The sequence below is a fragment of the Pseudomonas sp. TE12234 genome (assembly GCF_054061835.1).
Genome location: NZ_JBSSEP010000015.1, coordinates 102587 through 126656, shown reverse-complemented (window position 1 = coordinate 126656; position 24070 = coordinate 102587). Strand labels below are relative to the sequence as shown.

Below are 24070 nucleotides of genomic sequence, written 5' to 3'. Positions count from 1 at the left end.
CCTACTGTAGGAGCGAGCCCGCTCGCGATGATACGGAGGACGCCTCGGGGGATGTCAGGCCCCCAGCGTCATCGTTGGCCACCATCGCGAGCAGGCTCGCTCCTACAGGAGTTGGTGGCGATCTGGAAAAATACTGATCCAGAGCGGCATCAACATCGGAAAAATCCGCTAAAAAGATCACCGCCGCTACTTGCAGTAACGCGCATATAAGACAACTTCACGAATACCAGCCTGTTAAGCAGAATAAAAACCAACTCAAACAATATTGATTATCATTTAGGCTCCGCTATGTTCGTTACATTCCCTACAAAACATTGTTGACGAAAAACCGGCTAATGCCCGCAACACAAGGGCCACGGCGCTTTTGCCACGCGCTATGTCCTTATTCCTATAAATAATTTCGCTATAGGAATTTTACTTGCCGGGTGTTTAGCCATAAAATCAGCGGGATTGATTGCTGCGACATATCGTCACTGCTTTGTTTCTTTTCAAGCTCAGAGACCTTTGCTCTCTGTTAAGGATTACCAGCATGCCCGAAGCGACAGGACTCATGGCCCACAACTGGGGCTTTGCCATTTTCCTTCTGGGCGTAGTCGGCCTCTGTGCCTTCATGCTCGGCGTCTCCAGCCTCCTCGGGTCAAAAGCCTGGGGCCGCAGCAAAAACGAACCGTTCGAGTCCGGCATGCTACCTACAGGTGGCGCCCGCTTGCGGCTCTCAGCCAAATTCTATCTGGTCGCGATGTTGTTCGTGATCTTCGATATCGAAGCCCTCTTTCTCTTTGCATGGTCTGTGTCCGTCCGCGAAAGCGGCTGGACCGGATTCGTCGAAGCTCTCGTTTTCATAGCAATTCTGTTGGCAGGTCTTGTCTACCTATTCCGAGTGGGCGCCCTTGACTGGGCTCCGGAAGCTCGGCGCAAGCGGCAAGCGAAGCTGAAACAATGAGGCTTTGGCAATGCAATACAATCTCACCAGGATCGACCCCGATGCTCCTAACGAGCAGTATCCGATTGGCGAACGGGAAACCGTTTCCGATCCGTTAGAAGATCAAGTCCACAAAAACATTTTCATGGGCAAGCTCGAAGACGTGCTTAACGGCACGATCAACTGGGGGCGCAAGAACTCCCTGTGGCCGTATAACTTCGGTCTTTCGTGCTGCTACGTGGAAATGACCACCGCCTTCACGGCGCCCCACGACATCGCGCGCTTTGGCGCCGAAGTTATCCGGGCATCACCGCGTCAGGCGGACTTCATGGTTATCGCCGGTACCTGCTTCATCAAGATGGCGCCGATCATTCAGCGTCTCTACGAGCAAATGCTCGAACCAAAATGGGTCATCTCCATGGGTTCGTGCGCCAACTCCGGTGGCATGTACGACATCTACTCTGTCGTTCAAGGGGTGGACAAGTTCCTGCCCGTGGACGTCTACGTGCCTGGCTGCCCGCCCCGCCCTGAAGCTTTCCTGCAAGGCTTGATGCTGTTGCAGGAGTCGATTGGCCAGGAGCGTCGCCCACTTTCCTGGGTCGTAGGTGATCAAGGCGTTTATCGCGCCGAGATGCCTTCCGAGAAGGAAAAGCGCCGCGAACAGCGTATTCAGGTAACCAACCTGCGCAGCCCCGACGAAGTCTGATCCAGATCTGCTGTTTCAAAGAAACGAGAAGCTGGCTTCATTCTTTACGTTGACCGAAAGCGATAAATAACCATGACTACAGGCAGTGCTCTGTACATCCCGCCTTATAAGGCAGACGACCAGGATGTGGTCGTCGAACTGAACAACCGTTTTGGCCCCGAGGCGTTCACCGCCCAGCCTACCCGCACCGGCATGCCGGTGCTTTGGGTTGCCCGTGCCAAACTCGTCGAAGTCCTGACATTCCTGCGCAACCTGCCCAAGCCGTACGTCATGCTCTATGACCTGCACGGCGTGGACGAGCGTCTTCGCACCAAGCGTCAAGGGCTGCCAAGCGGCGCCGACTTCTCCGTGTTCTATCACTTGATGTCGATCGAACGTAATAGTGACGTCATGATCAAGGTCGCCTTGTCCGAGAGCGACCTCAGCCTGCCAACCGTCACCAGCATCTGGCCGAACGCCAACTGGTACGAGCGTGAAGTCTGGGACATGTACGGCATCGACTTCAAAGGCCACCCTCACCTGTCGCGCATCATGATGCCGCCGACCTGGGAAGGTCACCCGCTGCGCAAGGACTTCCCTGCGCGCGCCACCGAGTTCGACCCGTTCACCCTGACCCTGGCCAAGCAACAGCTCGAGGAAGAGTCCGCGCGTTTCAAGCCGGAAGACTGGGGCATGAAGCGTTCCGGCCCGAACGAGGACTACATGTTCCTCAACCTCGGTCCGAACCACCCTTCGGCGCACGGTGCGTTCCGCATCATCCTGCAGCTGGACGGTGAAGAGATTGTCGACTGCGTACCGGACATCGGTTACCACCACCGTGGCGCCGAGAAGATGGCCGAGCGTCAGTCCTGGCACAGCTTCATTCCATACACCGACCGGATCGACTACCTCGGTGGCGTGATGAACAACCTGCCGTACGTGCTCTCTGTCGAGAAGCTGGCCGGCATCAAGGTGCCTGAGAAGGTCGACGTCATCCGCATCATGATGGCCGAGTTCTTCCGGATCACCAGCCACCTGCTGTTCCTGGGTACCTACATCCAGGACGTTGGCGCCATGACCCCGGTGTTCTTCACCTTCACCGACCGCCAGAAGGCGTACACGGTGATCGAAGCCATTACCGGTTTCCGTCTGCACCCGGCCTGGTACCGCATCGGTGGTGTCGCCCATGACCTGCCGCGCGGCTGGGAGAAACTGGTCAAGGATTTCGTCGAGTGGATGCCCAAGCGTCTGGACGAATACCAGAAAGCCGCCCTCGACAACAGCATCCTGCGCGGCCGTACCATCGGCGTCGCGGCCTACAACACCAAGGAAGCCCTGGAATGGGGCGTCACCGGTGCCGGCCTGCGTTCGACCGGTTGCAACTTCGACCTGCGCAAGGCGCGTCCGTACTCGGGCTACGAGAACTTCGAATTCGAAGTGCCGCTGGCGGCCAATGGCGATGCCTACGACCGCTGCATCGTGCGCGTCGAGGAGATGCGCCAGAGCATCAAGATCATCGACCAGTGCCTGCGCAACATGCCGGAAGGCCCGTACAAGGCGGATCACCCGCTGACCACGCCGCCACCGAAAGAGCGCACCCTGCAGCACATCGAGACCCTGATCACGCACTTCCTGCAAGTTTCGTGGGGCCCGGTCATGCCGGCCAACGAATCCTTCCAGATGATCGAAGCGACCAAGGGCATCAACAGTTATTACCTGACGAGCGATGGCGGCACCATGAGCTACCGCACCCGGATTCGCACCCCAAGCTTCCCGCACCTGCAGCAGATCCCTTCGGTGATCAAAGGCAGCATGGTCGCGGACTTGATTGCGTACCTGGGTAGTATCGATTTCGTTATGGCCGACGTGGACCGCTAAGCATGAACAGCACGCTTATCCAGACAGACCGTTTCGCCCTGAGCGAAACCGAGCGCTCGGCCATCGAGCACGAGCTGCATCACTACGAAGACCCGCGCGCGGCGTCGATCGAAGCCCTGAAGATCGTCCAGAAGGAACGTGGCTGGGTGCCGGATGGCGCCCTGTACGCCATTGGCGAGATCCTCGGCATTCCGGCCAGCGACGTTGAAGGCGTGGCGACGTTCTACAGCCAGATCTTCCGTCAACCGGTTGGCCGTCACATCATTCGCGTCTGCGACAGCATGGTCTGCTACATCGGCGGCCACGAGTCCGTGGTCAGCGAAATCCAGAGCAAGCTCGGCATCGGCCTGGGTCAAACCACCGCCGACGGTCGTTTCACCCTGCTGCCGGTCTGCTGCCTCGGCAACTGCGACAAGGCGCCGGCGTTGATGATCGACGACGACACGTTCGGTGATGTGCAGCCAGCAGGCGTTGCCAAATTGCTCGAGGGCTACGTATGACCCTGACTTCCTTCGGTCCGGCCAACCGCATCAAGCGTTCGGCCGAGACTCACCCGCTCACCTGGCGTCTGCGTGATGACGGCGAAGCCGTCTGGCTCGACGAGTACCAGGCCAAGAACGGTTACGCCGCCGCCCGCAAGGCCTTCGCCGACATGGCCCAGGACGACATCGTCCAGACCGTGAAGGACTCCGGCCTCAAGGGTCGCGGCGGTGCAGGCTTCCCCACTGGCGTGAAGTGGGGCCTGATGCCAAAAGACGAATCCATCAACATCCGCTACCTGCTGTGCAACGCGGATGAAATGGAGCCCAACACCTGGAAAGACCGCATGCTGATGGAGCAACTGCCCCATCTGCTGATCGAAGGCATGCTGATCAGTGCCCGCGCGCTGAAAACCTACCGTGGCTACATCTTCCTGCGTGGCGAATACACCACCGCCGCCAAGCACCTCAACCGTGCCGTGGAAGAAGCCAAGGCCGCAGGCCTGCTGGGCAAGAACATCCTCGGCAGCGGCTTCGATTTCGAGCTGTTCGTGCACACCGGTGCCGGGCGTTACATCTGCGGTGAAGAAACCGCACTGATCAACTCCCTCGAAGGCCGCCGCGCCAACCCACGCTCCAAGCCGCCCTTCCCGGCCGCCGTTGGCGTGTGGGGCAAGCCGACCTGCGTGAACAACGTCGAGACCCTGTGCAACGTGCCGGCGATCATTGCCGACGGCGTGGACTGGTATAAATCGTTGGCCCGCGAAGGCAGCGAAGACATGGGCACCAAGCTCATGGGCTTCTCCGGCAAGGTCAAGAACCCTGGCCTGTGGGAACTGCCATTCGGCGTGACCGCGCGCGAGCTGTTCGAAGACTACGCCGGCGGCATGCGCGACGGTTACAAGCTCAAGTGCTGGCAGCCTGGCGGCGCCGGTACCGGTTTCCTGTTGCCAGAGCACCTGGACGCACAAATGTATGCCGGCGGCATCGCCAAGGTGGGCACCCGTATGGGTACCGGCCTGGCCATGGCGGTCGACGACAGCGTCAACATGGTGTCCCTGCTGCGCAACATGGAGCAGTTCTTCGCTCGCGAATCCTGCGGTTTCTGCACCCCTTGCCGCGATGGCTTGCCATGGAGCGTCAAGCTCCTGATGGCGATCGAGAACGGCCAGGGTCAGCCAGGCGACATCGAGACCCTGCTGGGTCTGGTCGGTTTCCTCGGCCCGGGCAAGACCTTCTGTGCTCACGCACCGGGCGCCGTGGAGCCGTTGGGCAGCGCAATCAAATACTTCCGTCCAGAGTTCGAAGCCGGCATCGCGCCTACCAGCGCCGCCGTCCCGCCTCTGGCAAGGCCGATCGTAGTCGGCGCGTAAATGCTTAAAAAGGCGAAGGGTCCGTGCCCTTCGTCTTTCGTTCGATGACGCCTTTCAAGGGCTGTTTGGATTCGGACGAACAACAAGATTCCATTAGCCACGCCCGCTGACACCGGGCCAACGAAGAACTTTGAACCATGGCCACTATCCACGTAGACGGCAAAGAGCTCGAAGTCGATGGGGCAGACAACCTGTTACAGGCATGTCTGTCGCTAGGCCTCGATATCCCTTATTTCTGCTGGCACCCTGCCCTGGGCAGCGTTGGCGCTTGCCGCCAGTGCGCGGTCAAGCAGTACACCGACGAGAACGACACCCGTGGTCGCATCGTCATGTCCTGCATGACCCCTGCCACCGACAACACCTGGATCTCCATCGAAGATGAAGAATCCAAGGCTTTCCGCGCCAGTGTTGTCGAATGGCTGATGACCAACCACCCTCACGACTGCCCGGTCTGTGAAGAAGGCGGTCATTGCCACCTGCAAGACATGACGGTAATGACCGGCCACAACGAGCGCCGTTACCGCTTCACCAAGCGTACCCACCAGAACCAGCAACTGGGCCCGTTCATTTCCCACGAAATGAACCGCTGCATCGCTTGCTATCGCTGCGTGCGCTACTACAAGGACTACGCCGGCGGCACCGACCTCGGCGTGTTCGGCGCCCACGACAACGTGTACTTCGGTCGCGTTGAAGACGGCACCCTGGAAAGCGAGTTCTCCGGCAACCTCACCGAGGTCTGCCCGACCGGTGTGTTCACCGACAAGACTCACTCCGAGCGCTACAACCGCAAGTGGGACATGCAGTTCTCGCCGAGCATCTGCCATGGCTGCTCCAGCGGTTGCAACATCTCCCCTGGCGAGCGCTACGGCGAACTGCGTCGTATCGAAAACCGTTTCAACGGCTCGGTGAACCAGTACTTCCTGTGCGACCGTGGCCGTTTCGGCTATGGCTACGTCAACCGCGAAGACCGTCCGCGTCAGCCACTGCTGGCCAACGGCACCAAGCTGGGTCTGGACGAAGCGCTGGATAAAGCCGCCGACCTGCTGCGCGGCCGCAACATCGTCGGTATCGGTTCGCCACGCGCCAGCCTCGAAAGCAACTACGCGTTGCGCGAACTGGTGGGTGCCGAGCACTTCTACTCCGGTATCGAAGCCTCCGAACTGGAGCGCATCCGCCTGGTCCTGCAAGTGCTGAAAGACAGCCCGCTGCCAGTACCGAACATGCGCGACATCGAGGACCACGACGCCGTGTTCGTCCTCGGCGAAGACCTGACCCAGACCGCTGCACGCATGGCCCTGGCCCTGCGCCAATCGGTCAAGGGCAAGGCCGAAGACATGGCCGAAGCCATGCGCGTACAGCCTTGGCTCGACGCCGCGGTGAAGAACATCGGCCAGCACGCGCTGAACCCGCTGTTCATCGCCAGCCTGGCTGAGACCAAGCTCGACGATGTGGCCGAAGAGTGCGTTCATGCCGCTCCGGACGACCTGGCACGCATCGGTTTTGCCGTGGCTCACGCCCTCGACGCCAGCGCGCCTGCCGTTGAAGGCCTGGACGCCGAAGCCCTCGAACTGGCCAAGCGCATCGCCGACGCCCTGCTCGCCGCCAAGCGCCCGCTGATCATCGCCGGTACTTCCCTGGGCTCCAAAGCCCTGATCGAAGCCGCCGCGAACATCGCCAAGGCCCTGAAGCTGCGCGAGAAGAACGGCTCCATCAGCCTGATCGTGCCAGAGGCCAACAGCCTCGGCCTGGCCATGCTCGGTGGCGAATCGGTCGATGCAGCCCTGCAAGCGGTGATCGACGGCAAGGCCGACGCCATCGTCGTGCTGGAAAACGACCTGTACACCCGTACCGACAAAGCCAAGGTCGACGCTGCCCTGACCGCCGCGAAAGTGGTGATCGTGGCTGACCATCAGAAGACCGCCACCAGCGATCGTGCGCACCTGGTCCTGCCAGCCGCCAGCTTCGCTGAAGGCGACGGTACCCTGGTCAGCCAGGAAGGCCGTGCCCAGCGCTTCTTCCAGGTTTTCGACCCGCAATACATGGACGCCAGCATCCTGGTTCACGAAGGCTGGCGCTGGCTGCATGCCCTGCGTTCGACCCTGTTGAACCAGCCGATCGACTGGACGCAACTGGACCACGTCACCGCTGCGGTCGCCTCGAGCACCCCGCAACTGGCGGCCATCGTCGACGCTGCACCGTCCGCCGCGTTCCGCATCAAGGGCCTGAAACTGGCGCGCGAACCGCTGCGTTACTCCGGTCGTACCGCCATGCGCGCCGACATCAGCGTGCACGAGCCACGCACTCCGCAGGACAAGGACACCGCGTTCGCCTTCTCGATGGAAGGTTACTCGGGTTCGGTCGAGCCTCGTCAGCAAGTGCCATTCGCCTGGTCTCCGGGCTGGAACTCGCCGCAAGCCTGGAACAAGTTCCAGGACGAAGTCGGTGGTCACATCCGCGCTGGCGACCCGGGCACCCGCCTGATCGAAAGCACCGGTGACTCGCTGAACTGGTTCGCCAACGTCCCGCGCGCGTTCAACCCGGCCCAGGGCACCTGGCAGGTTGTGCCGTTCTTCCACCTGTTCGGCAGCGAAGAAACCTCTTCGAAAGCCGCTCCGGTTCAGGAACGCATCCCGGCGGCCTACGTCGCACTGGCCAAGTCCGAAGCCGATCGCCTGGGTGTCAACGATGGCGCAATGCTGAGCTTCAACGTGGCTGGCCAGACCCTGCGTCTGCCACTGCGCATCAATGAAGAACTGGGCGCCGGCCTGGTGGCATTGCCTGCGGGCATCGCCGGCATTCCGCCAGCGATCTTTGGCAAATCCGTTGACGGTCTGCAGGAGGCAGCTCAATGACCTTGTTCACTCCTGAAGTGATCGACATCATCATCGCGGTCCTCAAGGCCGTGGTGATTCTGCTGGCCGTGGTGGTCTGCGGCGCGCTGCTGAGCTGGGTCGAGCGTCGTTTGCTCGCCCTCTGGCAGGATCGTTACGGTCCGAACCGCGTGGGTCCGTTCGGCGCGTTCCAGATCGCCGCCGACATGATCAAGATGTTCTTCAAGGAAGACTGGACGCCACCGTTCGCCGACAAGATGATCTTCACCCTGGCACCGGTCGTGGCCATGAGCGCCCTGCTGATTGCCTTCGCGATCATCCCGATCACCCCGACCTGGGGCGTGGCGGACCTGAACATCGGCATCCTGTTCTTCTTCGCCATGGCCGGTCTGTCGGTCTACGCGGTGCTGTTCGCCGGCTGGTCGAGCAACAACAAGTTCGCCCTGCTGGGCAGCTTGCGGGCTTCGGCGCAAACCGTGTCGTACGAAGTGTTCATGGGCCTGTCGCTGATGGGCATCGTGATCCAGGTCGGTTCGTTCAACATGCGCGACATCGTTGATTACCAGGCCCAACACCTGTGGTTCATCATTCCGCAGATCTTCGGTTTCCTGACCTTCTTCATCGCTGGCGTGGCCGTGACTCACCGTCACCCGTTCGACCAGCCGGAAGCGGAACAGGAACTGGCCGACGGTTACCACATTGAATACGCCGGCATGAAATGGGGCATGTTCTTCGTCGGCGAGTACATCGGCATCGTGCTGATCTCGGCGCTGCTGGTGACCTTGTTCTTCGGTGGCTGGCACGGTCCGTTCGATATCCTGCCGCAGATCCCGTTCATTTGGTTCGCACTGAAAACCGCGTTCTTCATCATGATCTTCATCCTGCTGCGTGCTTCGATTCCGCGCCCACGGTATGACCAAGTGATGGATTTCAGCTGGAAGTTCTGCCTGCCGCTGACCCTCGTCAACATGCTGGTGACCGCTGCGATCGTGTTGCTCAACACGCCCGCCGTCGCGGCTCAGTGAGGATAGAGAATCATGAAGTACATATTTGACATCGTGCATGGCCTCTACACCCAGCTTCGCAGCCTGGTGATGATTTTCGGCCACGCCTTCCGCAAGCGCGACACCCTGCAGTACCCGGAAGAACCGGTCTACCTGCCGCCGCGCTACCGTGGGCGTATCGTCCTGACCCGCGACCCCGACGGCGAAGAGCGTTGTGTAGCGTGCAACCTGTGCGCCGTGGCTTGCCCGGTCGGTTGCATCTCGCTGCAGAAAGCTGAAACCGAAGACGGTCGCTGGTACCCGGACTTCTTCCGCATCAACTTCTCGCGCTGCATTTTCTGCGGCCTCTGCGAGGAAGCCTGCCCGACCACCGCGATCCAGCTCACGCCGGATTTCGAAATGGCCGAGTTCAAACGTCAGGACCTGGTTTACGAGAAAGAAGATCTGCTGATCTCCGGCCCCGGCAAAAACCCTGATTACAACTTCTATCGTGTTGCAGGTATGGCGATTGCCGGTAAGCCGAAAGGCTCCGCGCAGAATGAAGCCGAACCGATCAACGTGAAGAGCTTGCTGCCTTAAGGAAGAAAGATGGAATTCGCTTTCTATTTCGCATCGGGTATCGCTGTGGTGTCCACGCTTCGCGTGATCACCAACACCAACCCCGTGCACGCCCTGCTCTACCTGATCATTTCGCTGATCGCCGTGGCCATGACGTTCTTCGCCCTCGGCGCGCCGTTTGCCGGTGTGCTGGAAGTGATCGCCTACGCTGGCGCCATCATGGTGCTGTTCGTGTTCGTGGTGATGATGCTGAACCTGGGCCCGGCCTCGGTTCAGCAAGAGCGCGTCTGGCTCAAGCCCGGCATATGGGGCGGCCCTGTCGCCCTCGCCGCCTTGCTGCTGGTGGAACTGCTGTATGTGCTGTTCTCCCACCAGAGCGGTCAGGCCGTCGGCCACACCACCGTAGACGCCAAGGCCGTGGGCATCAGCCTGTTCGGTCCTTACCTGCTGGTGGTTGAACTCGCCTCGATGCTGCTGCTCGCCGCAGCCGTCACGGCGTTCCACTTGGGCCGCAACGAAGCCAAGGAGCAATGACGATGCCTGCTATCCCCATGGAGCATGGTCTGGCGGTCGCCGGCATCCTGTTCTGCCTCGGTCTGGTTGGCCTGATGGTCCGCCGCAACATCCTTTTCGTGCTGATGAGCCTGGAGGTCATGATGAATGCCTCCGCGCTGGCGTTCATCGTTGCCGGTAGCCGCTGGGCGCAGCCGGATGGACAGATCATGTTCATCCTGGTGATCAGCCTGGCAGCCGCCGAGGCCAGTATCGGCCTGGCGATCCTGCTGCAACTGTATCGCCGCTTCCACACGCTCGATATCGACGCTGCCAGTGAGATGCGCGGATGAACATGATCTTTCTGACCTTCGTATTCCCCCTGATCGGGTTTCTCCTGCTGTCGTTCTCCCGCGGACGCTTCTCGGAAAACCTCTCGGCACTGATCGGCGTCGGCTCCGTCGGCCTGTCCGCCGTGGTCGCGGCCTACGTGATCTGGCAATTCAATGTCGCGCCGCCCGAGGGTGGCCACTACACCCTGGTGCTGTGGAAGTGGATGGCGGTCGAAGGCTTCAAGCCTGACTTCGCCCTGTACATCGACGGCCTGTCGATCACCATGCTCGGCGTGGTGGTGGGTGTCGGTTTCCTGATCCACCTGTTCGCGTCCTGGTACATGCGCGGTGAAGACGGTTACTCGCGCTTCTTCGCCTACACCAACCTGTTTATCGCCAGCATGCTGTTCCTGGTACTGGGCGATAACCTGTTGTTCCTGTACTTCGGCTGGGAAGGCGTGGGCCTGTGCTCGTACCTGTTGATCGGTTTCTACTACAGCAACCGCAACAACGGTAACGCGGCACTCAAGGCCTTCATCGTGACCCGTATCGGTGACGTGTTCATGGCCATCGGCCTGTTCATCCTGTTCGCTCAACTGGGCACGCTGAACATCCAGGAACTGCTGGTGCTGGCACCGCAGAAATTCCAGGCCGGCAACCTCTGGATGGTCCTGGCTACCCTGATGCTGCTGGGTGGCGCTGTCGGTAAATCCGCGCAACTGCCACTGCAAACCTGGCTGGCGGACGCGATGGCCGGTCCTACTCCGGTTTCGGCACTGATCCACGCCGCGACCATGGTGACCGCCGGTGTCTACCTGATCGCCCGTACTCACGGCCTGTTCACCCTGGCGCCGGAAATCCTGCACCTGGTGGGCATCGTCGGTGGCGTGACCCTAGTTCTTGCAGGTTTCGCCGCACTGGTACAAACCGACATCAAACGTATCCTCGCCTACTCGACCATGAGCCAGATCGGCTACATGTTCCTGGCCCTGGGCGTCGGTGCCTGGGATGGCGCGATCTTCCACCTGATGACCCACGCCTTCTTCAAGGCCCTGTTGTTCCTTGCCTCCGGTGCGGTGATCGTTGCCTGCCACCACGAGCAGAACATCTTCAAGATGGGTGGCCTGTGGAAGAAACTGCCTCTGGCCTACGCCAGCTTCATCGTTGGCGGCGCAGCCCTGGCGGCCCTGCCACTGGTGACTGCGGGCTTCTACTCCAAGGACGAAATCCTCTGGGAAGCGTTCGCCAGCGGTAACCACGGTCTGCTTTACGCAGGTCTGGTCGGCGCATTCATGACCTCGCTGTACACCTTCCGCCTGATCTTCATCACGTTCCACGGTGAAGCGAAGACCGAAGCCCATGCCGGTCACGGCATTGCTCACTGGCTGCCGCTGTCGGTGCTGATCGTCCTGTCGACTTTCGTCGGCGCGATGATCGTTCCACCGCTGCACGGCGTGCTGCCGGAAAGCGTCGGCCATGCCGGTGGCGAAGCCAAGCACAGTCTGGAAATCGCTTCGGGCGCCATCGCCCTGGCCGGTATCCTGCTGGCCGCGCTGCTGTTCCTCGGCAAGCGTCGCTTCGTGACCGCCATTGCCAACAGCGGCATCGGCCGTTTCCTGTCGGCCTGGTGGTTCGCTGCCTGGGGCTTCGACTGGATCTACGACAAACTGTTCGTCAAGCCATACCTGGCGATCAGCCACATCCTGCGCAAAGACCCGCTCGACCAGACCATCGGTCTGATCCCGCGCATGGCCAAAGGCGGTCACACCGCCCTGAGCCGTACCGAGACCGGTCAACTGCGTTGGTATGCCGCCTCGATGGCTGCTGGTGCCGTGCTGGTAATTGGCGCCGTCGTGCTGGTAGCGGTCTGATATGAACCTTGCGAACTTGCGAAAGGAATTGAGCCCGTCATGATTCTGCCTTGGCTAATCCTGATCCCCTTCATCGGCGGCCTGCTGTGCTGGCTGGGTGAGCGCTTCGGCGCCACCCTCCCCCGCTGGATTGCGCTGATCACCATGTCCCTGTTGCTTGCGCTCGGCCTCTGGCTGTGGGCCCACGGTGACTATTCATTTGCTCCGGCACCGGGTGCCGCTCCGACCTGGTCGCTTGAGTTCAAGCACCTGTGGATCGAGCGCTTCGGCATCAACGTGCACCTGGCCCTGGACGGCCTGTCGCTGTTGATGATCCTGCTGACCGGTCTGCTGGGTGTCCTCTCGGTACTCTGCTCGTGGAAAGAGATCCAGCGCCACGTTGGCTTCTTCCACCTGAACCTGATGTGGATCCTGGGCGGTGTCGTCGGCGTGTTCCTGGCCCTCGACCTGTTCATGTTCTTCTTCTTCTGGGAAATGATGCTGGTGCCGATGTACTTCCTCATCGCGCTATGGGGTCACAGTTCTTCGGACGGCAAGAAAACCCGGATCTACGCGGCGACCAAGTTCTTCATCTTCACTCAGGCTTCCGGCCTGATCATGCTGGTGGCGATCCTGGGTCTGGTACTGGTCAACTTCAACAACACCGGCGTGATTACCTTCAACTACGCCGACTTGTTGAAAACCAAGATGTCGATGACCACCGAGTACATCCTGATGCTCGGCTTCTTCATCGCCTTCGCGGTCAAGCTGCCAGTCGTACCGTTCCACTCCTGGTTGCCTGACGCTCACGCCCAGGCGCCGACCGCAGGTTCCGTGGACCTGGCGGGTATCTTGCTGAAAACCGCTGCCTACGGCCTGCTGCGTTTCGCCCTGCCGCTGTTCCCGAATGCGTCGGCCGAGTTCGCACCGATCGCCATGACCCTGGGTCTGATCGGGATCTTCTACGGTGCGTTCCTGGCGTTCGCGCAAACCGACATCAAGCGTCTGATCGCCTTCTCGTCCGTTTCCCACATGGGCTTCGTACTGATCGGCATCTACTCCGGCAGCCAACTGGCACTGCAGGGCGCGGTGATGCAGATGCTGGCGCACGGTGTATCGGCCGCGGCACTCTTTATCCTCAGCGGTCAGCTGTACGAGCGCACCCACACCCGCGACATGCGTGAAATGGGTGGCCTGTGGTCGAAGATCGCTTACCTGCCGGCCATCAGCCTGTTCTTCGCCGCCGCTTCCCTGGGCCTGCCGGGTACCGGTAACTTCGTCGGCGAGTTCCTGATCCTGATCGGCACCTTCCCGTTCGCGCCATGGGTCACCGTCATTGCGACGTCGGGCCTGGTGTTCGGTTCGGTCTACTCGCTGATCATGATCCACCGTGCCTACTTCGGTCCGGCCAAGTCGGATGCCGTGATGCATGGCATGGACGGTCGCGAAATGATCATGGTGGTCGGTCTGGCAGCGCTGCTGATCTACATCGGCGTCTACCCGCAACCGTTCCTCGATACCTCTGCCGCTACGATGCATGGCGTGCAGCAGTGGCTCGGCACCGCCTTCACTCAACTCGCTTCGGCCCGGTAAGAGCGCTATGGAATTCACGACTCAACACTTTATCGCGCTAGCGCCGCTGTTGATTACCAGCCTCACCATTGTCGTGGTGATGCTGGCGATCGCCTGGCGCCGCAACCACTCGCAGACCTTCCTGATTTCCGTGGCGGGTCTGAACCTGGCACTGTTGTCGATCCTGCCAGCCCTGAAAGTCGCGCCCCTGGCCGTGACGCCATTGCTGCAAATCGACACCTTTGCCTGCCTGTACATGGCGCTGATCCTGGTCGCCACCCTTGCCTGCGTCACCCTCGCCCACGCCTACCTCGGCGATGGCGGTTCGGGTTACCCGGGCAACCGTGAAGAACTGTACCTGCTGATCCTGATGGCCGCCGCCGGTGGCCTGGTCCTGGTCAGCGCGCAGCACCTGGCCGGTTTGTTCGTCGGCCTGGAACTGCTGTCGGTGCCGGTCTACGGTCTGGTGGCCTACGCCTTCTTCAACAAGCGTTCGCTGGAAGCCGGCATCAAGTACATGGTGCTGTCGGCGGCCGGTTCCGCGTTCCTGTTGTTCGGTATGGCCCTGCTCTACGCCGACTCCGGCTCCCTGAGCTTCGTTGGCATCGGTCAGGCGCTGGCGGCTACCGGTCTGCCAAGCTCGCTGGCGCAACTGGGCCTGGGCATGATGCTGATCGGTCTGGCGTTCAAGTTGTCGCTGGTACCGTTCCACCTGTGGACCCCGGACGTTTACGAAGGTGCTCCGGCCCCGGTCGCAGCGTTCCTGGCGACCGCTTCCAAGGTTGCCGTGTTTGCCGTGATGGTGCGTCTGTTCCAGATCTCGCCAGCAGCAAGCAGCGGCGTGCTGAGCAACGTACTGACCATCATCGCCATCGCGTCGATCCTGTTCGGTAACCTGCTGGCCCTGACCCAGAGCAACCTCAAGCGTCTGCTGGGTTACTCGTCCATCGCCCACTTCGGTTACCTGCTGATTGCCCTGGTGGCAAGCAAGGGCATGGCCGTGGAAGCCATTGGCGTGTACCTGGTCACCTATGTGATCACCAGCCTTGGCGCCTTCGGCGTGATCACCCTGATGTCCTCGCCGTACAACGGTCGTGACGCGGATGCCCTGTACGAATACCGCGGCCTGTTCTGGCGCCGTCCGTACCTGACCGCCGTACTGACCGTGATGATGCTGTCCCTGGCCGGTATCCCGCTGACCGCAGGCTTCATCGGCAAGTTCTACATCATCGCCACCGGCGTCGAATCCCGGCAGTGGTGGCTGGTCGGCTCGCTGGTACTGGGCAGCGCCATCGGCGTGTTCTACTACCTGCGTGTGATGGTCACCCTGTACCTGATCGAACCGAACCTGCGTCGTCACGATGCGCAACTGCACTGGGAACAACGTGCAGGCGGCGTGATGCTGCTGGCCATCGCGGTACTGGCGTTCTTCCTCGGCCTGTACCCACAACCGCTGCTGAGCCTGGTTCAGCAATCGGGCCTGGCGGGCTGATCGCTTAAGCGTTATCGGTAGCAAACAGAAACGGCACCTTCGGGTGCCGTTTTTGCGTTCTGGCCGTTACTGAACCGGCAGTATTGACCTGATCTTTCCGTGCTGCCCAACACGGTGCCTGCGCTGGCACAGGCACAAACAAAAACGGCACCTTCCGGTGCCGTTCGCCTTTCACACTCCGGTCATTTACTTACGCGCATCGGCCCACGACTTCAGCAGTTCGTTGTAGCTCACGGTCTCTCCTTTAGGCTTCTCGTTGGCCAGTTTCGGCTTCGGTGCGCCCGGCTGGTCGAACCAGTATTGCGCATCGCGCTCGGGGTTCATTTTCGGGGCGCAGGTGGTTTGCGCTTTTGAGCGTTCCAGGCGGGACATGATGGCGTCCTGGTCCTTGGCCAGTCCGTCCAGTGCCTGTTGTGGGGTCTTCTCGCCGCTGGCCGCTTCGGCGATGTGGCTCCACCACAACTGCGCGAGGCGAGGATAATCAGGCACGTTGGTCCCGGTCGGGGTCCATTGCACGCGGGCCGGGCTGCGGTAGAACTCCACCAGGCCACCGAGCTTCGGCGCCAGGTCGGTCATGGCTTGCGAGTTGATGTCCGATTCGCGGATCGGCGTCAGGCCAACGATGGTTTTCTTCAGCGATACGGTTTTCGACGTCACGAACTGCGCATAGAGCCAGGCGGCGAGTTTTTGCTTCTCGGGCGTGGACTTCATGAACGTCCAGGAACCCACGTCCTGATACCCCAGCTTCATGCCCTCCTCCCAGTACGGACCACGCGGCGACGGCGCCATGCGCCATTTCGGCGTGCCGTCGGCATTCACCACGGGCAGACCCGGCTTGGTCATGTCGGCCGTGAACGCGGTGTACCAGAAGATCTGCTGGGCGATGTTGCCCTGGGAAGGCACGGGACCGGATTCGGAGAAGGTCATGCCCGCCGCTTCAGGTGGCGCATAGGCCTTCATCCAGTCAACGTACTTCTGCGTGGCGAAGACCGCTGCCGGGCCGTTGGTGTCGCCACCGCGGGTCACGCTGGAGCCCACCGGATGGCAATCCTCGACACGAATGCCCCACTCATCCACCGGCAAACCATTGGGCAAGCCCTTGTCGCCGCCACCGGCCATGGAGAACCAGGCATCGGTGAAGCGCCAGCCCAGGGACGGGTCTTTCTTGCCGTAGTCCATGTGCCCGTAGACACGCTTGCCATCGATTTCCTTGACGTCTTCGCTGAAAAATTTGGCGATGTCTTCATAGGCCGACCAGTTCACCGGCACGCCCAACTCATAGCCGTATTTTTCCTTGAACCTGGCTTTCAGGTCCGGGCGCTCGAACCAGTCGGCGCGGAACCAGTACAGGTTGGCGAACTGCTGATCGGGCAGCTGATAGAGTTTGCCGTCCGGTGCGGTGGTGAAGGAGGTGCCGATGAAATCCTTGATGTCGAGGGTGGGCGACGTGAAGTTTTTCCCTTCGTTGGCCATCAGGTCGGTGATGGCTTCGGTCTTGCCGTAACGGAAGTGCGTACCGATCAAGTCCGAGTCGTTGACCCAGCCGTCATAGATGCTCTTGTCCGACTGCATCACGGTCTGCAGCTTTTCCACTACATCGCCTTCTTGCAGCAAGTCGTGGGTCACTTTGATCCCGGTGATTTCGGTAAAGGCCTTGGCCAGCACCTTGGACTCGTATTCGTGAGTGGTCAGGGTTTCCGAGACGACCTTGATGTCCATCCCGCGAAACGGCTCGGCGGCCTTGATGAACCACTTCAATTCCTCGAGCTGCTGATCGGCCGTCAGGGTGGATGGTTTGAACTCGCTGCCAATCCATTTCTTCGCAGCGTCTTCATAGGCATCAGCCCAGGCCGAAGCGCTCAAACCGCTGAGTGCCAGCATGGCTGCCAATGAAATGCTATGTCGCAGCTTATTGTTTTTATCGAACATAGAGACCTCCTGTTTAAGTTTCGGAGCAACGTTGCCGAGCGATTCGACTAGCCCCACCGCATCACAGCCAACAGCCACACCAAGGACGACGCGAAGGCGACCCAGATGCTCCAGTCGGTCGCGCCTATGACCAGCAAATGCAGGTAGGCGCTGCCGAGAAGACCGATAAACAGCCGATCGCCACGGGTGGTGGCAATCGGCAGAAAACCTCGCCGCAACATGCTCGGCGAACGCAGCTCCCAGGTCGTCATGCCCAGCAGAATCAGGCCAATGACGACGAAGAAAGCCGCTGTGGGAATCGTCCAGCTCATCCATTCCATCATTCAGTTCCTCAGACCCGACCCAGGGCAAAGCCCTTGGCCACGTGGTTGCGAACAAACCAGATCACCAGCATGCCCGGCAGGATGGTCAACACCCCCGCCGCCGCCAGTACGCCCCAGTCGATGCCCGACGCCGAGACCGTACGGGTCATCACCGCCGCGATCGGCTTGGCGTTCACCGACGTCAGCGTGCGCGCCAGCAGCAGTTCGACCCAGGAAAACATGAAGCAGAAAAACGCCGTGACGCCGATGCCGGAGCCGATCAGCGGGATGAAAATCTTCACGAAGAACTTGGGAAAGCTGTAGCCATCGATGTAGGCGGTTTCGTCGATTTCCTTGGGCACACCGGACATGAACCCCTCGAGAATCCAAACCGCCAGCGGCACGTTGAACAGGCAGTGCGCCAGGGCCACGGCGATGTGGGTATCGAACAGGCCGATCGACGAATACAGCTGGAAGAACGGCAACAGGAACACCGCCGGTGGTGCCATGCGGTTGGTCAGCAGCCAGAAGAACAGGTGCTTGTCGCCGAGGAAACGGTAACGCGAGAACGCATAGGCCGCCGGCAGCGCCACGCTCAGGGAGATCACCGTGTTCAGGCTCACGTAGTACAGCGAGTTGAGATAACCGCTGTACCAGCTCGGGTCGGTGAAGATCACCTTGTAGTTGTGCAGGGTGAAATCCGCGGGAAACAGCGTCAGGCCGCCGAGGATTTCAGTGTTGCTCTTGAAGGACATGTTCAGCAGCCAGTAGATCGGCACCAGCAGGAACAGGATGTAGACCAGCAATGGAATCAGCTTTCTCTTGCTCATGGCGGGCCTCAGCGGTTGGCGTCGGAGTGAGTCATGGCGGTGTAGAACAACCAGGACACCAACAGGATGATCAGGAAATACACCAGCGAGAATGCCGCTGCCGGCCCCAGGTCGAATTGCCCTACGGCCATCTGGGTCAATGTCTGACTGAGGAAGGTCGTGGCATTACCCGGTCCGCCGCCCGTGAGCACGAAGGGTTCGGTGTAGATCATGAAACTGTCCATGAAGCGCAGCATCACCGCGATCAGCAGCACGCTCTTGAGCTTGGGCAGCTGGATGTGCCGGAACACCGCCCAGGCCGAAGCCCGATCGATCCGCGCCGCCTGGTAATACACGTCCGGAATCGCCCGCAGACCGGAGAAACACAACAGCGCCACCAGCGACGTCCAGTGCCACACGTCCATCACCAGCACGGTGACCCAGGCGTCCATGGTGTTCGCCGCGTAGTTGTAGCTGATGCCCATGCCATTGAGGCTCGACCCCAGCAGACCGATGTCGGCGCGACCGAAGATCTGCCAGATGGTGCCGACCACGTTCCACGGAATCAGCAGGGGAATCGCCAGGATAATCAGCACCAGCGACGACCAGCGCCCCTTGGTGGGCATGGTCAGTGCGATGGCGATGCCCAGGGGAATTTCAATCAGCAACACACAGGCCGAATAGATGAACTGGCGCAGCAATGAGTCATGCAGGCGCGGATCGAGCAGCACTTGCCTGTACCAGTCGGCGCCGACGAAGTAGCGGCTGGACTGGTCGAAAATGTCCTGCACCGAATAGTTGACCACGGTCATCATCGGGATCACCGCACTGAACGCCACCAGCAGGAACACTGGCAGCACCAGCCACCAGGCCTTGTTGTTCTGCACCTTGTTCATGGCTGCGCCTCTTTATTGGCCATTGCTTCGTTGACGGCGTGGGGCTCCAGCAGGAATTCGTCGGCATAGACCATCAGCCATTGCCCCGGAAAACTGATATACGCCGTGCCTTCAGGCACCGGCTTGTCTTCGGCCAGGCGAACTTTCAGCGCTGCGCCATCAAGGTCCAGGGTCATGATCTTGTAGGTGCCGAGGTCTTCGACGTGTACGACGTGAGCCCGCATCGCGTCATCGAATGGCTCTTCCCAAACATGGACGAACTCGGGTCGTATACCGACTTTCAGGGTTTCCCACTGGGTCTCGGCGATGCGTTGCTGCAGGGCCGCGGACAGCGGCAAATGGGTCGAGGCGAAGCCAACGCCGCCCGGTTGCGGCTGCACCTCGATCAGGTTCATCCCCGGGCTGCCGATGAAGTAACCGACAAAGGTGTGGCTCGGGCGTTCGAACAATTCCCGTGGCGTGCCGAACTGCACGATTTGCCCGCCGTACATCACCGCGATCTTGTCGGCAAAGGTCGAGGCTTCCAGTTGATCGTGGGTGACGTAGACCATGGTGATGTTGAACTGCTCATGGATCTGCTTGAGCTTGCGCCGCAGCTTCCACTTCAGGTGCGGGTCGATCACGGTCAGCGGTTCATCGAACAGAATCGCCGAAACGTCATCGCGCACCAGTCCACGGCCCATGGACACTTTCTGCTTTTCGTCGGCGGTGAGGTTGCGCGCCTTTTTGCTCAACAGATTCTGCAGATCGAGGACTTCGGCAATTTCCCGCACCTTGGCGTGAATTTTCGCCTCGGCCATGCCCTGATTGCGCAGCGGGAACGCCAGGTTGTCGAACACCGTCATGGTGTCGTAGACCACCGGAAACTGGAAAACCTGGGCGATGTTGCGCTTCTCCGGGGTCAAGTCGTTGACCGCTTTGCCATCGAACAGCACGTGGCCCTGGGACGGACTGAGCAACCCGGAAATGATATTGAGCAAGGTCGACTTGCCGCACCCCGACGGACCGAGTAAGGCATAGGCACCGCCCTGCTCCCAGATGTGGTCCATCTCGCGGATCGCGTAATCCTCGGGTCCGCCCGGGGTTTTGGTGTAGCTGTGGGCGAGGTTCTGCAAACGGATTTCAGCCATCAGGCAACCCTCGCGACACGCCGGCCCGGCGCCTGGACCAGCCGCCCCTGCGTATCGAACACAAACAGTTTATGGGTCGGGATGTAGATGCGGATCGGCGCATCGACGTCGTATTCGTGGACACCGGGCAAGTGCAGCACCAGCAGGAAATGTTCGTTGCGCACATGCAGGAAGGTTTCCGAGCCGCTGATTTCCGCGACTTCGACGGTCACCGCCAACTCCAGGTCGTCGTCGTTGCTGGGCACCAGCGAGATATGGCTGGGCCGCACGCCGAAGCGAAACTCGCCCTCGCCCACCGGCCGCAAATCGACGTTCAGCGGGAAATGCACGAAATTGCCGAAGCTCACTTCGTTACCGGCGATGCGCCCCGGCATCAGGTTGATCGGCGGTTCGGAAAACAGCTCGGCCGCCAACACGGTCTGCGGCTGGTGATAGACCGCGGAAGACTTGCCGCTCTGGATCACCCGGCCTTCGTGAAGAATGGTCGTGGTGCCGCCCAGGGCCAGCGCCTCATTGGGTTCGGTGGTGGCGTAGATCGCGATGGTGTGGCGGGCCTTGAACAGCTCGCGCATTTCCTGGCGCAGCTCCTCGCGCAGTTTGTAGTCGAGGTTGACCAGCGGCTCATCGAACAGAATCAGCTCGGCATCCTTGACCAGCGCCCGGGCCATGGCCGTGCGCTGTTGCTGTCCACCGGAGAGCTCCAGCGGATAACGCTGCAGAAACTTCTCGATGCGCAGCATCCTGGCGGTTTCCAGCACCTTGGTCTGGATCTGCTCATTGGACACCCCGGCCTGCCGCAGCGGCGAGGCGATGTTCTCGAACACCGTCATGGTCGGGTAATTGATGAACTGCTGATACACCATCGACACGTTGCGCAAACGCACCGGCCGCTGTGTGACATCCACGCCGTTCATCAGGATGCGCCCGGTGTCGGGCTTGTCCAGCCCGGCCATCAAGCGCATGAGACTGGTTTTGCCGGACAGCGTGCGCCCCAGCAAAACGTTGAAGGATCCGGGTTCGAAACTCAGACAGGCATCGTCGATCCAGGTCTGGCCCTCGACGGTACGGCTGACATGCTCCAGGGTTAATGACATGGCTCGGCCTTTTTTTATTTTTGGAGTCAAGCGACCGGAGCTGTATAGCGACATTTGTGCCAGAAATCACAAGCCGTTGATTTGGCTTGAAATCCTTGAAAGTGACTACTGAGTCACGTTCGTTGATGAACACAAATGAACAACCGAAAGTGAACAATTGAACAGTTCACCGATTGACAATGAACATTCGTGAACAACACTCTACAGACCGTTTACGGTTCCTGTAGGAGCGAGCTCGCTCGCGATGAACGAGAGATCGCCCCGTTCATTCAGACAGCCCTCGTCATCGTTGACGTCCATCGCGAGCAAGCTCGCTCCTACAAAGTCCTGCGTAGTTGATGCATCCATAACAACAATAAAAGCGTTAATCAGAGGCTGACTTGTAATGGCCCCACCTGCCCTGCCGCTGTCCCACGACGCCATCATCCAGGACTCCTGGTCCCGTTGCCGCGCGTTCGGCCTCAATCATCAGAGCGCTCCGGCCTTCGATCAGTTGCCCGCCGAAGGTATCGCGCGGTTGCTCGAGAGCCAGCACTCGCTGGTGCAGACCACCCACCAGGAAGTCCTGCCGTATTACGAGAACATCCTCAGCAACTCCAATTGCCTGATCATGCTCGCCGACAATCAGGGCCAGGTGCTGACGTCATGGGGCACCCAGCGCTTCATAGAGCCAAGCCTGACCCGCGGTTTCAGCGCCGGCGCCAGCTGGCTGGAGCACTGCAGCGGGACCAATGCCATCGGCACCGCCCTGGCCTGCGAACAAGCGGTGCACATCGAGCACGACGAACACTTTCTCAAGGCCAACCGCTTCATGACCGGTTCCGCCGCGCCGATTTTCGACGCCGAGCGCAAGGTCATTGCCGTGCTGGACGTCTCCAGCGACAGCTACCTGCCGCCGTCCCACACCCTGGGCATGGTCAAGATGATGAGCCAGACCGTGGAAAACCGGCTGATCCTCAACTTGTTCCACGGCCAACATTTCCAGTTGACCTTCAACACGGGCCTGAACAACCTCGACAGCCAGTGGGCCGGCTTGCTGATTTTCGATGAAAGTGGCCAGGTGCTGTCCGCCAACCGCCGCGCTGACAACTTGTTGGGCATCCGCCTGTCGCGTGTCAGCGTGGAGAGCTTGTTCAACGTCTCGCTGCTGGAATTGTTGAATCAGCCCGAGGGCCTGCCCTTTGCCCTGCAGAGTTGCGGACGCCACCGCTTCCAGTGCTTGCTGAAACGGCCGAAGCAGGCACCGATTCAGCCACGACTGTTTTCCGCAACCCAAAGCACTGAACCCGAGAGCGCCGCGGTAGCCGCCAAACCTCCGGCCATCAGCCTGAACACCCTGCACTTCGGCGACAGTCGCGTGGAAAAGGCCGTGCGCCAGGCCGAGCGCTTGCTGGAGAAAGACATTCCACTGCTGATTCACGGTGAAACCGGGGTCGGCAAGGAAGTCTTCGTCAAGGCCCTGCATCAGGCCAGCTCCCGCAGCAAACAATCGTTCATTGCTGTCAACTGTGCAGCGATCCCCACCGAACTGGTGGAGTCCGAGCTGTTTGGCTACGAGAAAGGCGCGTTCACCGGGGCGAACCAGAAAGGCAGCATCGGCCTGATCCGCAAGGCCGACAAAGGCACACTGTTCCTCGATGAAATCGGCGACATGCCGCTGCCGACCCAGGCCCGGTTACTGCGGGTGCTACAGGAGCGTTGCGTGCAACCGGTGGGCAGCAGCGAGTTGTTCCCGGTGGATCTGCGGATCATCTCGGCCACCAACCGCTCGCTGCGCGAACAGGTGCAATTGGGTCGGTTTCGTGAGGATCTGTATTACCGTATCGGCGGGCTGACGCTGGAGCTGCCGCCGTTGCGCGAACGCAGCGACAAAGAGGCGCTATTCAATCGACTGTGGGAACAGCATCGCGAACCCAGCCAATGGGCGGGACTGAGCCATGAAGTGCTGGAGCTGTTCAGCCGTCATCCGTGGCCCGGTAACTTACGCCAGGTCAGCAGTGTGATGCAGGTGGCGCTGGCCATGGCCGAGGAACAACCAGTACGGCCGGAGCATTTGCCGGATGATTTCTTTGTCGATCTGGAGATGGAGCCGGTGGAGGCACCGGAGCCGTTGGGGGTTGATCTGAATGACACCCAGGCGTTGAACCGGGAACTGAAGGCTGCCAGGGGCAATATTTCCCATCTGGCACGGCGGTTGGGGGTTAGTCGCAATACGCTCTATAAGCGCTTGCGCCAATTGGAAAGCTGACGGCTGTGCAGTCAATCGCGAGCAGGGGATTTTCGTCAGGTCTGGTTTTTGTGCACGACACAAATCCCCTGTGGGAGCGGGCCTGTTCGCGAAGGCGCCCACCCACCGCAAAAACCACTCACTCCCCCTATTGACCGCAGCGACTAGACTGTGACGAAATGTTTCGGCTTTTCGCCTCACTCCATTTGATCCAG

General features: G+C 60.4%; 20 protein-coding genes. 14 read left to right on the top strand and 6 right to left on the bottom strand.

What is annotated here, in order from left to right; translation table 11 throughout:
• The first annotated feature begins 529 nt into the window (after positions 1-529).
• From ACVWYU_RS21780 to nuoN, 13 genes are all read left to right on the top strand, one after another.
• Entirely contained in the window at positions 530-943 is a 414-nt protein-coding gene (locus ACVWYU_RS21780; protein ID WP_003223812.1) for an NADH-quinone oxidoreductase subunit A, read from the top strand.
• 10 nt (positions 944-953) lie between these two features.
• Positions 954-1628, top strand: a complete 675-nt coding sequence (locus tag ACVWYU_RS21775; protein ID WP_047527662.1) for a NuoB/complex I 20 kDa subunit family protein — start codon at positions 954-956, stop codon at positions 1626-1628.
• A gap of 72 nt (positions 1629-1700) precedes the next feature.
• Complete coding sequence (gene nuoC, locus ACVWYU_RS21770) at positions 1701-3485, top strand: NADH-quinone oxidoreductase subunit C/D (protein WP_247256179.1); 1785 nt, start codon at positions 1701-1703, stop codon at positions 3483-3485.
• Positions 3486-3487: 2 nt separating this feature from the next.
• On the top strand, positions 3488-3985 hold the full coding sequence (nuoE, locus tag ACVWYU_RS21765) for an NADH-quinone oxidoreductase subunit NuoE (RefSeq protein WP_007970445.1): 498 nt from the start codon (positions 3488-3490) through the stop codon (positions 3983-3985).
• Positions 3982-5337: an NADH-quinone oxidoreductase subunit NuoF gene (nuoF, locus tag ACVWYU_RS21760; RefSeq protein WP_130207583.1), complete on the top strand. Its 1356-nt coding sequence runs from the start codon at positions 3982-3984 to the stop codon at positions 5335-5337. Before nuoE ends, nuoF begins: the two co-directional genes overlap by 4 nt.
• A gap of 137 nt (positions 5338-5474) precedes the next feature.
• The gene (nuoG, locus tag ACVWYU_RS21755; RefSeq protein WP_390956662.1) at positions 5475-8189 is read left to right on the top strand and encodes an NADH-quinone oxidoreductase subunit NuoG; all 2715 of its coding nucleotides are present in this window, start codon (positions 5475-5477) and stop codon (positions 8187-8189) included.
• Entirely contained in the window at positions 8186-9193 is a 1008-nt protein-coding gene (nuoH, locus tag ACVWYU_RS21750) for an NADH-quinone oxidoreductase subunit NuoH (protein ID WP_247256181.1), read from the top strand. Before nuoG ends, nuoH begins: the two co-directional genes overlap by 4 nt.
• Before the next feature lie 12 nt (positions 9194-9205).
• Entirely contained in the window at positions 9206-9751 is a 546-nt protein-coding gene (gene nuoI / locus ACVWYU_RS21745) for an NADH-quinone oxidoreductase subunit NuoI (protein ID WP_178132024.1), read from the top strand.
• A gap of 9 nt (positions 9752-9760) precedes the next feature.
• Positions 9761-10264 (top strand): NADH-quinone oxidoreductase subunit J, encoded by a 504-nt coding sequence (gene nuoJ, locus ACVWYU_RS21740; protein WP_085718312.1) that lies wholly within the window; start codon positions 9761-9763, stop codon positions 10262-10264.
• A 2-nt stretch (positions 10265-10266) separates the two neighbouring features.
• Complete coding sequence (gene nuoK, locus ACVWYU_RS21735; RefSeq protein ID WP_007946416.1) at positions 10267-10575, top strand: NADH-quinone oxidoreductase subunit NuoK; 309 nt, start codon at positions 10267-10269, stop codon at positions 10573-10575.
• A complete protein-coding gene (gene nuoL, locus ACVWYU_RS21730; protein ID WP_248915399.1) occupies positions 10572-12425 on the top strand; it encodes an NADH-quinone oxidoreductase subunit L in 1854 nt (617 codons plus the stop codon). The genes nuoK and nuoL overlap by 4 nt, the downstream gene beginning before the upstream one ends.
• Positions 12426-12464: 39 nt before the next feature.
• Entirely contained in the window at positions 12465-13997 is a 1533-nt protein-coding gene (gene nuoM, locus ACVWYU_RS21725) for an NADH-quinone oxidoreductase subunit M (protein ID WP_090323515.1), read from the top strand.
• Positions 13998-14004: 7 nt separating this feature from the next.
• Entirely contained in the window at positions 14005-15468 is a 1464-nt protein-coding gene (gene nuoN / locus ACVWYU_RS21720; RefSeq protein WP_090323516.1) for an NADH-quinone oxidoreductase subunit NuoN, read from the top strand.
• A 186-nt stretch (positions 15469-15654) separates the two neighbouring features.
• Here the strand turns inward: nuoN and ACVWYU_RS21715 are convergent, their stop codons facing one another.
• Genes ACVWYU_RS21715 through ACVWYU_RS21690 form a run of 6 tightly spaced genes read right to left on the bottom strand, consistent with a single transcriptional unit; the run spans position 15655 to position 21628 of the window.
• Positions 15655-17397 carry an ABC transporter substrate-binding protein gene (locus ACVWYU_RS21715; protein ID WP_090323518.1) on the bottom strand — a complete coding sequence of 581 codons (1743 nt, stop codon included), beginning with the start codon at positions 17395-17397 and terminating at the stop codon, positions 15655-15657.
• A gap of 47 nt (positions 17398-17444) precedes the next feature.
• Complete coding sequence (locus ACVWYU_RS21710) at positions 17445-17717, bottom strand: DUF2160 domain-containing protein (protein ID WP_457373641.1); 273 nt, start codon at positions 17715-17717, stop codon at positions 17445-17447.
• A gap of 11 nt (positions 17718-17728) precedes the next feature.
• Positions 17729-18529, bottom strand: coding sequence for a carbohydrate ABC transporter permease (locus ACVWYU_RS21705; protein WP_090323521.1), 801 nt, complete (start codon positions 18527-18529; stop codon positions 17729-17731).
• A gap of 8 nt (positions 18530-18537) precedes the next feature.
• On the bottom strand, positions 18538-19404 hold the full coding sequence (locus ACVWYU_RS21700) for a carbohydrate ABC transporter permease (protein ID WP_090323523.1): 867 nt from the start codon (positions 19402-19404) through the stop codon (positions 18538-18540).
• Positions 19401-20534, bottom strand: a complete 1134-nt coding sequence (locus ACVWYU_RS21695; RefSeq protein WP_247256183.1) for an ABC transporter ATP-binding protein — start codon at positions 20532-20534, stop codon at positions 19401-19403. Before ACVWYU_RS21695 ends, ACVWYU_RS21700 begins: the two co-directional genes overlap by 4 nt.
• Positions 20534-21628 (bottom strand): ABC transporter ATP-binding protein, encoded by a 1095-nt coding sequence (locus ACVWYU_RS21690; RefSeq protein ID WP_457373640.1) that lies wholly within the window; start codon positions 21626-21628, stop codon positions 20534-20536. The genes ACVWYU_RS21695 and ACVWYU_RS21690 overlap by 1 nt, the downstream gene beginning before the upstream one ends.
• Before the next feature lie 385 nt (positions 21629-22013).
• On the opposite strand from ACVWYU_RS21690, the gene ACVWYU_RS21685 reads away from it, so the two are divergent.
• On the top strand, positions 22014-23876 hold the full coding sequence (locus ACVWYU_RS21685) for a sigma-54-dependent Fis family transcriptional regulator (protein ID WP_457373639.1): 1863 nt from the start codon (positions 22014-22016) through the stop codon (positions 23874-23876).
• The last annotated feature ends 194 nt before the right edge of the window (positions 23877-24070 follow it).